Raw genomic sequence first — 7,893 nt, 5'->3', positions numbered from 1 at the left:
GTGCTTACACGAGTTATACTATTTTCTGGCAGTTCCGATACAGTGTGAAAGTAAAATCTTATTTCTCTAAAAGCCTTTTATAGCAAAGCTTTTATAATATTTGTCTATACTTAATTCATTATTTGATTTAAAAAGCAGTAATTAAGATCATTGATTTTTATGATTTTTATCACAGTATAAAAGTTTGAAAATCTATAAAAATAGATACAAGGACGCAGGCGGTTCATCTACAACATAAAAGTTGGTGTTGGTGAAATATGGCCTTGTTGAAAAATAAAAGTAACTAATTACACTAAAATAAACCAAAACCATGATCAACAACATTGTTAACTCTAAATTCTTTGCTGGTTTAACTGCTACAGTTGCATTCACTGGCGTAATAGCTAATGCTGGTGTTGCTAATGCTCAGACCCTAACGTTTACAGATACCTTTGATCTAGCACCAACAGATATTACAGATGCCCTCTTATCAATTGAAAAATTCGATGGTAGTCTTGGTACACTTAAAAATGTTACGGTCGGCTTTGATGGACAGATAGTTGGCAATGCTCTAGTAGAGAGTCTGGATGCACAAGCTCAAACTCTAACTTTTACTCTTGGAGGTACTTTGTCGTTACTTGGGGATGACATTCTCAATAACCCTTTGTTTGAAGAAACATTGAGTGCTTCAGATTCATTTCTGGCAACTGCCCATGATCTTCGTATAGACTTTGGAGGTACTTCTGGTCAAAGCTTTAATGGACTAACAGCTACATTAAATGGAGAGAGATATTACAATGACCAAGCTGTATTAGACTTCTTCACTGGTGTTGGTAATGCAGAGTTTTTATTCTCTGCTAATACTAATTCAAATGTAACAGGTGCAGCTAACATTGCTTCTATTATTTCTACACAAGCTGGAGCAAGTGTTACAGTAACATACCAATATGAAGAGTTCGGTGGTGATGTTTTATCTGAGAGTGTACCTGAACCTTCTTCTATACTTGGTTTAGGTTTATTTGCTGGTGCAGGTATTTTATCCAAAAAGAAATTATCCAAAAAGGCTTAAGTTAAACAAACTTTTCACAACAAAGTCCTGATAATTGCTCACTACTTCAAAGATTATCAGGACTTTATTTAAAATTAAGCNATACCAATATGAAGAGTTCGGTGGTGATGTTTTATCTGAGAGTGTACCTGAACCTTCTTCTATACTTGGTTTAGGTTTATTTGCTGGTGCAGGTATTTTATCCAAAAAGAAATTATCCAAAAAGGCTTAAGTTAAACAAACTTTTCACAACAAAGTCCTGATAATTGCTCACTACTTCAAAGATTATCAGGACTTTATTTAAAATTAAGCTATTTTTACAAGAGCTTCTTAGTTATAAGAGGCTATTTTTGTTATTTTTTAAATATTAAGTAATTGAGCAACATTAGAGGGCGGGTTTTGATAACTAGATGGTGCTTAGGTCAAGGCTTTCGGTTAAACCCGCCCCTACAATTTTTTTAACGTTTAATTATACATAATCCAGTTGAAAAATCGTCATTGTGACGAAAGGAAGCAATCTCAAAAGTTTAGGAGATTGCTATCCGTTCCGGAATGCTCCGCAAACCTTTCACTCCGTTCCAGTCCCAATGACTAGGCTATATTCAATAATTAATAATTAACAATTAATAATTAATAATTACCTCTCCTTTTAAGGAGAGGCTTTAAACCTTAATTATTCGGTAATTATCCAAATTTTATATTAGAGCATTTTGAAAAAAGAATATTACAAAACTCTAGTTAAAGAAGAAAAGATATTAATAGCTAAATATTAATTTCTATCAAATAACTTCAAAGCTAAATCTGGTCTATCTGTAATTAACGCAAAAGCTCCTTTATTAACAATTTCAGCCATTAATTTTTCATCATTAACCGTCCAAACATAGATATTCTTATTCATNCTGGCTAATACTTCTGCAAAAGCTAGTCTATCTGCCACATTCCAACCCCATTGAAATGACCTGGTAAACTGACGGAATATACGCAATAAAAAAATATGCCGAAAAGCTAAATATTAATTTCTATCAAATAACTTCAAAGCTAAATCTGGTCTATCTGTAATTAACGCAAAAGCTCCTTTATTAACAATTTCAGCCATTAATTTTTCATCATTAACCGTCCAAACATAGATATTCTTATTCATCAGTTTCATCCGCCACGCAAAACTGAATTTTATTAACTGATAATTAGGGGAAACAAAATCAGCTTGAGTTGTAAATAAACGAAATTCTGGAAAAATTTCTGATAATCGACTAGGGATTAAATTTTGGGATTTTCCAAATCCTAATAACAACCCAGTTGTAATTTTATTATCAGCTTTTTTAACAGCAATAATCGCAGCATCAAGAAAAGATTTAATCACATAATCTTGATAATCTAAATATTTTTTGACTAAATTAACTATCTCCAATTCATATCCCGCTTCTTTCAATTCAATATCAAGTTTTATTTTTCCCCGACACAACTTCAGCACATCTTCTACTAATGGAACTTCAAAACCTTTTTGCCGAGAAATATCTAAAAGTTGTTGATAAGTCAAATCCCTAACTTTTATCCCATCAATTGATTCATCGTGAAAGACAACAAATAAATTATCCTGAGTTTTTCTCACATCAAACTCTACCATTGAAACACCTAACTCAATGGCTTTAGCAAAAGATTCTAAAGTATTTTCAAATTTCACCAAGCCAGATGCACCTCGGTGACCAATAATTAATGGTTTATTCATTAATGGATAATTAATAATGGATAATGGATAATTGATAATTGATAATTGATAATTGATAATTAATAATGGATAATGGATAATTACCTCTAGTTAAAACCTTGAGGGAATTGAATATAAGGAAATATTATTTCTAGGACTTACGCAGAGACGCTATATATAGTGTTCAAAACTATTGCGCAACAGTTTTTTAACTCTATACATAGTACCTTTGCGTAAGTCCTGATTTCTTTTTTTCCCGTATAGGGGGAAGCTTTTAACCAAGGTATTTAATTAATAATTATTAATTATTCGGTAATCATTAGCAGAAGTCAAAAGTCAAAAGTTTAATTCTTGCTGTTTTAGGTTGCTCGCTCCTAAACCACAATTTTAGTCTAGACACTGCACTGCAATGATGACCATTTTTTAATTCCTAATATTGAGTTGAATCGGCGGTTAATTAAGTAGGCTCGATGCCTACTTAATTAACCATATTACTCTGGAGTTTTCTGATTCTCAATGTACTTTTTCAAAGTAGAAATTGTTACCCCGCCACAAGAAGCAATAAAATAAGAACCATTCCAGAAAACATCTTTCCAGTAAACAGCATTAATTTGTTCTGCAAATTCTTTTCTTAACCGTCGGCTCGTAANAATCGGCGGTTAATTAAGTAGGCTCGATGCCTACTTAATTAACCATATTACTCTGGAGTTTTCTGATTCTCAATGTACTTTTTCAAAGTAGAAATTGTTACCCCGCCACAAGAAGCAATAAAATAAGAACCATTCCAGAAAACATCTTTCCAGTAAACAGCATTAATTTGTTCTGCAAATTCTTTTCTTAACCGTCGGCTCGTAACTGTTTTTATATTATTGACTAGCTTGCTCAACATCACGCTGGGATGATACTGAAACAAAATATGAACATGGTTTTCTTCACCATTAAATTCTATTAATTTGCATTCCCATCTAATTAATAATTCTTCCAAAATTTCATTTAAGCGAGTCAGCATTGATGCTGTAAAAACATCTTTCCTGTACTTGGTTGTCAAGATTAAATGGGCCTTTAAATCTGACACCGAACGACCCCTTGATACAAAATCTGGTTGCATAATAGTTGTCTTATGGAAAAATTGGTGTTATAATAAAAAGCCACAACAAGTTAAAGCAGATATGCGAACTGCTTACCAGTACAAGCTTAGACCCAACAAAGACCAGATAGCCACAATAGAATTGTGGTTGGACTTGTTGCGTCGGCAGTACAACTANTAATTAATAATTCTTCCAAAATTTCATTTAAGCGAGTCAGCATTGATGCTGTAAAAACATCTTTCCTGTACTTGGTTGTCAAGATTAAATGGCCTTTAAATCTGACACCGAACGACCCCTTGATACAAAATCTGGTTGCATAATAGTTGTCTTATGGAAAAATTGGTGTTATAATAAAAAGCCACAACAAGTTAAAGCAGATATGCGAACTGCTTACCAGTACAAGCTTAGACCCAACAAAGACCAGATAGCCACAATAGAATTGTGGTTGGACTTGTTGCGTCGGCAGTACAACTATCGACTAGGGGAGCGGTTCTCATGGTGGTCAGAAAATCGCTGTCCGGTTAACGCTTGTTCCTTGGTGATGCCAATTCCTCAACTAAGAGATAATCCAGATTATTATTCCCAGAAAAAAGATTTGGTAAATACCAAAGATAAATTTCCTGAATATAAGTTAATTCATTCTCAGGTTTTGCAAGATTGCATAAAACGGGTAAAACTTGCCTTTGATAGGTGGTTTAAGGTAGATAAAAACGGGCTGCGATTAGGTAAACCTAGATTTAAAGGAAAAGGACGTTATCGGAGCTTTACTTATCCCCAAATCAAGCAAGATTGCATTGAGGGAAATAGGATTAATTTACCCAAAATTGGTAAAGTAAAGTTAATTCAACATCGACTGTTACCCAATGGTTTTCAAATTAAAACTGTTACTATTAGTCGCAAAGCTGATGGTTATTATGTTACGCTATCCCTAGAAGACAAGTCGGTTCCTAAGTTGAATTCTGATGTCAAACCCACATCAGAAAATACTCTAGGAATTGACATGGGGTTAAAAGATTTCTTGGTAACAAGTGAAGGAGAATCGGTTCCAAGTCCTCAATACTATCGAAAATCTCTGCATCGACTAAAAACCTTACAAAAACATTTATCTCGTAAGAAGAAGGGCAGCAAAAGATGGTTAAAAGCTGTTAAAGCTGTAGCCAAACAACACAAAAAAGTCGCCGATAAGCGAAAATATTTTCATTTCAAAACAGCCAATGAATTATTATCAAAAGCTGATATTATTGCCCACGTAGACGCGGAGCGGCGTGCNATACTATCGAAAATCTCTGCATCGACTAAAAACCTTACAAAAACATTTATCTCGTAAGAAGAAGGGCAGCAAAAGATGGTTAAAAGCTGTTAAAGCTGTAGCCAAACAACACAAAAAAGTCGCCGATAAGCGAAAATATTTTCATTTCAAAACAGCCAATGAATTATTATCAAAAGCTGATATTATTGCCCACGTAGACGCGGAGCGGCGTGCCGGAGGCAAACTTAAATATTAGGGGGTTGGCAAAAACCAGATTGAGTAAATCAATTAATGATGCTGGATGGGGACAATTCTTGTCTATTCTTACTGTCAAAGCCGCAAATGCTGGACAGAAAACTATAGCAGTAAACCCCAAAAATACCAGCCAAGATTGCTCAAATTGTGGTGAAAAAGTCCCTAAAGAATTGTCGCAAAGAACCCATTCTTGTCCGCACTGTGGCATAGTAATAGACCGTGATGTAAACGCGGCGATAAATATAAAAAACAGGGCGGTAGGGCATTCCGTCCTTAAAGCTCGTGGAGCCCGATGCAATAGCAGGGCAGGGAAACGAGAAGCCCACGGCATACCTTAAGGTTGGCGTGGGAGTATGTCACTCTAATCTAGAGCTGTCGCTATATAATATAGAATAGCCTTGACACTCCACGGACTAAAGTCGCGTGGATTCGTGACTAGGAGCTGTAAATCGGGTTAAAACCACGATTTCCAAATTGCACGGTTCCCNTTTTTTGACTACGGATTAAAATCCGTCGAGTCGTTTCCATCCACCGCTTAAAAGACGGTGGTTTCCCACTTACCGAAATTTTACGATGACAAATACACCAACAAAACCACCATCACGGCCAAGGCCAGTAGAACGTGATGAATGGATTGCAATATTTGTAGCCTTAGCGACTTTTGGCAGCATATTTTTCTGGGCAACAACTAGAGAAAATAATGGGTTTAATCTACTTTCTAAACCCATAGTTTCAACATCTCTACCTGAAACTGTTGATAGTCCCAATATTGCTGCTGAAGAGTCAATCTTTAGCTTAGGCATACCTCAACTTAAGACTCCTACTGGNCTGGGCAACAACTAGAGAAAATAATGGGTTTAATCTACTTTCTAAACCCATAGTTTCAACATCTCTACCTGAAACTGTTGATAGTCCCAATATTGCTGCTGAAGAGTCAATCTTTAGCTTAGGCATACCTCAACTTAAGACTCCTACTGGTGAGTCAGCATCAAAAATGGATCGAACATCTCTAACCTCTGAAGAATTAGGAACAAGTCTAGCTGCTTTGACTCCTATTACTAATACTGCTGAGGAGTTAGAGCCAAATATTCAGGGTTTAGATAAAGTCAAGACAAAGACTGAGACAAAACCCCAATTAACCAAACCGCCAAAAACAACTAATCAAAAAGCTGCTCCAGAAATTGCTAAGAATTTAGCAGCATTAGGTATTGGCAAGATGTTATCTGAATCTCCATCTACTATATCACCGGAAGTTGTAGATTCTCCCATAGCAACTGAGACTTTACCTGTGGCACCTCCTATTCCTACCCCAACAACAGAGTCGCCCAAAGCAACAGAAACTTCTTCTCCGCCAAAGGTAGAAACTCCTGAGTCGCCCAAAGCAACAGAAACTTCTTCTCCGCCAAANACAGAAACTTCTTCTCCGCCAAAGGTAGAAACTCCTGAGTCGCCCAAAGCAACAGAAACTTCTTCTCCGCCAAAGGTAGAAACTCCTGAAAGTCCGCTAGTGACTACAGAAGTGCCATCCCCTGAAATATCTCCTACTGACACGGTTAAATTTTCTGATGTTCCTGATAGTTTTTGGGCAAGTAATTTCATTCAACCTTTAGCAGAAAGTAATCTTATTGCTCAGATTGATAATGATAAATTCGAGCCAAATCAATCTATCACGCGAGCTGAATTTGCCAGTCATATTCCTAAAGTATTTGAGGAAAAATCAACCAGAAAGTCTGTTAATTATGAAGATGTAAAAGCAGATTCTATTGCTCAAAACGAAATTCAAATAGCTACTAAATCAGGTTTTTTAAGTGGGTATCCAGGGAATGTTTTTCGCCCAGAACAAAAAGTATCAAGATTAGAGGTATTAATTTCTTTAGCTACTGGCTTAAATCTGGAAATTCCATCTAATCCCGATGAGGTTTTAAGTATTTACAAAGACAAGGAAGAAATACCTGATTGGGCTCAAGAAAAAATAGCTGCCACAACTGCTGCTGGATTAGTAGTAAATCATCCAGATGTGACAACTTTAAATCTAAATCAACCTGCTACTCGTGCTGAAGTTTCAGCTATATTTTATCAGGCATTGGTAAAATTAGGAAAAGTTGAACAGGTTTCATCTGAGTATATTGTGAGTCCGAAAAAAGACAATTAGTTATCTTTTTTGATGATAACTTTTCCCCTAAATAATTAATTGCATTAAAACCCAGTTCATTAGAGAAACTGGGTTTTTAATCTTTTTATTAGGGAGTAGTTCAGCAATTAATAATTAACAATTAATAATTAATAATTACNTTAGTTATCTTTTTTGATGATAACTTTTCCCCTAAATAATTAATTGCATTAAAACCCAGTTCATTAGAGAAACTGGGTTTTTAATCTTTTTATTAGGGAGTAGTTCAGCAATTAATAATTAACAATTAATAATTAATAATTACCTCTCTCTCAAAGGGAGAGGATTGACGCTTAAGGAAAAAAGAAATAATATTTCCTTATATTCAATTCCCTTACGGTTTTCCTTGAGGTAATTATCTATTATTCATTATCAATTCCCTTACGGTTTTCCTTGAGG

The 7,893-nt window shown here is 35.3% G+C and carries 5 protein-coding genes and 3 pseudogenes; 5 read left to right on the top strand and 3 right to left on the bottom strand.

Annotated elements, in window-relative coordinates:
• Positions 1 to 310: 310 nt before the first annotated feature.
• Together AFK68_RS19900 and AFK68_RS45780 are read left to right on the top strand one after the other, a co-directional pair.
• Positions 311 to 1,048 carry a choice-of-anchor E domain-containing protein gene (locus tag AFK68_RS19900; RefSeq protein ID WP_094674446.1) on the top strand — a complete coding sequence of 246 codons (738 nt, stop codon included), beginning with the start codon at positions 311 to 313 and terminating at the stop codon, positions 1,046 to 1,048.
• Positions 1,049 to 1,129: 81 nt separating this feature from the next.
• Positions 1,130 to 1,259, top strand: a 130-nt coding sequence (locus AFK68_RS45780) for a PEP-CTERM sorting domain-containing protein (RefSeq protein ID WP_210407512.1), incomplete at its 5' end; no start/stop codon positions are given.
• 780 nt (positions 1,260 to 2,039) lie between these two features.
• On the opposite strand, the gene AFK68_RS19885 is transcribed toward AFK68_RS45780, so the two are convergent.
• From AFK68_RS19885 to tnpA, 3 genes and pseudogenes are all read right to left on the bottom strand, one after another.
• A complete protein-coding gene (locus AFK68_RS19885; protein WP_094674442.1) occupies positions 2,040 to 2,753 on the bottom strand; it encodes a glycerophosphodiester phosphodiesterase in 714 nt (237 codons plus the stop codon).
• 470 nt (positions 2,754 to 3,223) lie between these two features.
• Positions 3,224 to 3,381, bottom strand: a pseudogene (locus AFK68_RS19880) (transposase); the annotation flags it as partial.
• Between the two features lie 48 nt (positions 3,382 to 3,429).
• On the bottom strand, positions 3,430 to 3,840 hold the full coding sequence (gene tnpA / locus AFK68_RS19875; protein WP_094674440.1) for an IS200/IS605 family transposase: 411 nt from the start codon (positions 3,838 to 3,840) through the stop codon (positions 3,430 to 3,432).
• A gap of 245 nt (positions 3,841 to 4,085) precedes the next feature.
• Between tnpA and AFK68_RS19865 the strand changes: the two are divergent.
• The 3 genes and pseudogenes from AFK68_RS19865 to AFK68_RS39300 all read left to right on the top strand — a co-directional run.
• Positions 4,086 to 5,089, top strand: a pseudogene (locus tag AFK68_RS19865) (RNA-guided endonuclease InsQ/TnpB family protein); the annotation flags it as partial.
• 1 nt (position 5,090) lies between these two features.
• Positions 5,091 to 5,662: pseudogene (locus tag AFK68_RS42110) on the top strand (RNA-guided endonuclease InsQ/TnpB family protein); the annotation flags it as partial.
• A 1,070-nt stretch (positions 5,663 to 6,732) separates the two neighbouring features.
• Positions 6,733 to 7,476 (top strand): S-layer homology domain-containing protein (locus AFK68_RS39300; RefSeq protein ID WP_210407511.1); only part of this gene is annotated, 744 nt, incomplete at its 5' end.
• Positions 7,477 to 7,893 lie beyond the last annotated feature (417 nt).

This window comes from Hydrocoleum sp. CS-953 (assembly GCF_002260545.1).
Taxonomy (GTDB): Bacteria; Cyanobacteriota; Cyanobacteriia; order Cyanobacteriales; family Microcoleaceae; genus Trichodesmium.
The sequence above is the reverse complement of the archived record's forward strand: the minus strand, read 5'-3'. Positions and strand labels throughout refer to the sequence as shown.

What these genes read in the sequence shown, in the direction of transcription:
- AFK68_RS19900 (WP_094674446.1), top strand. Translation starts at nt 311, where the DNA reads ATGATCAACAACATTGTTAACTCTAAATTCTTTGCTGGTTTAACTGCT.
- AFK68_RS19885 (WP_094674442.1), bottom strand. Translation starts at nt 2,753, where the DNA reads ATGAATAAACCATTAATTATTGGTCACCGAGGTGCATCTGGCTTGGTG.
- tnpA (WP_094674440.1), bottom strand. Translation starts at nt 3,840, where the DNA reads ATGCAACCAGATTTTGTATCAAGGGGTCGTTCGGTGTCAGATTTAAAG.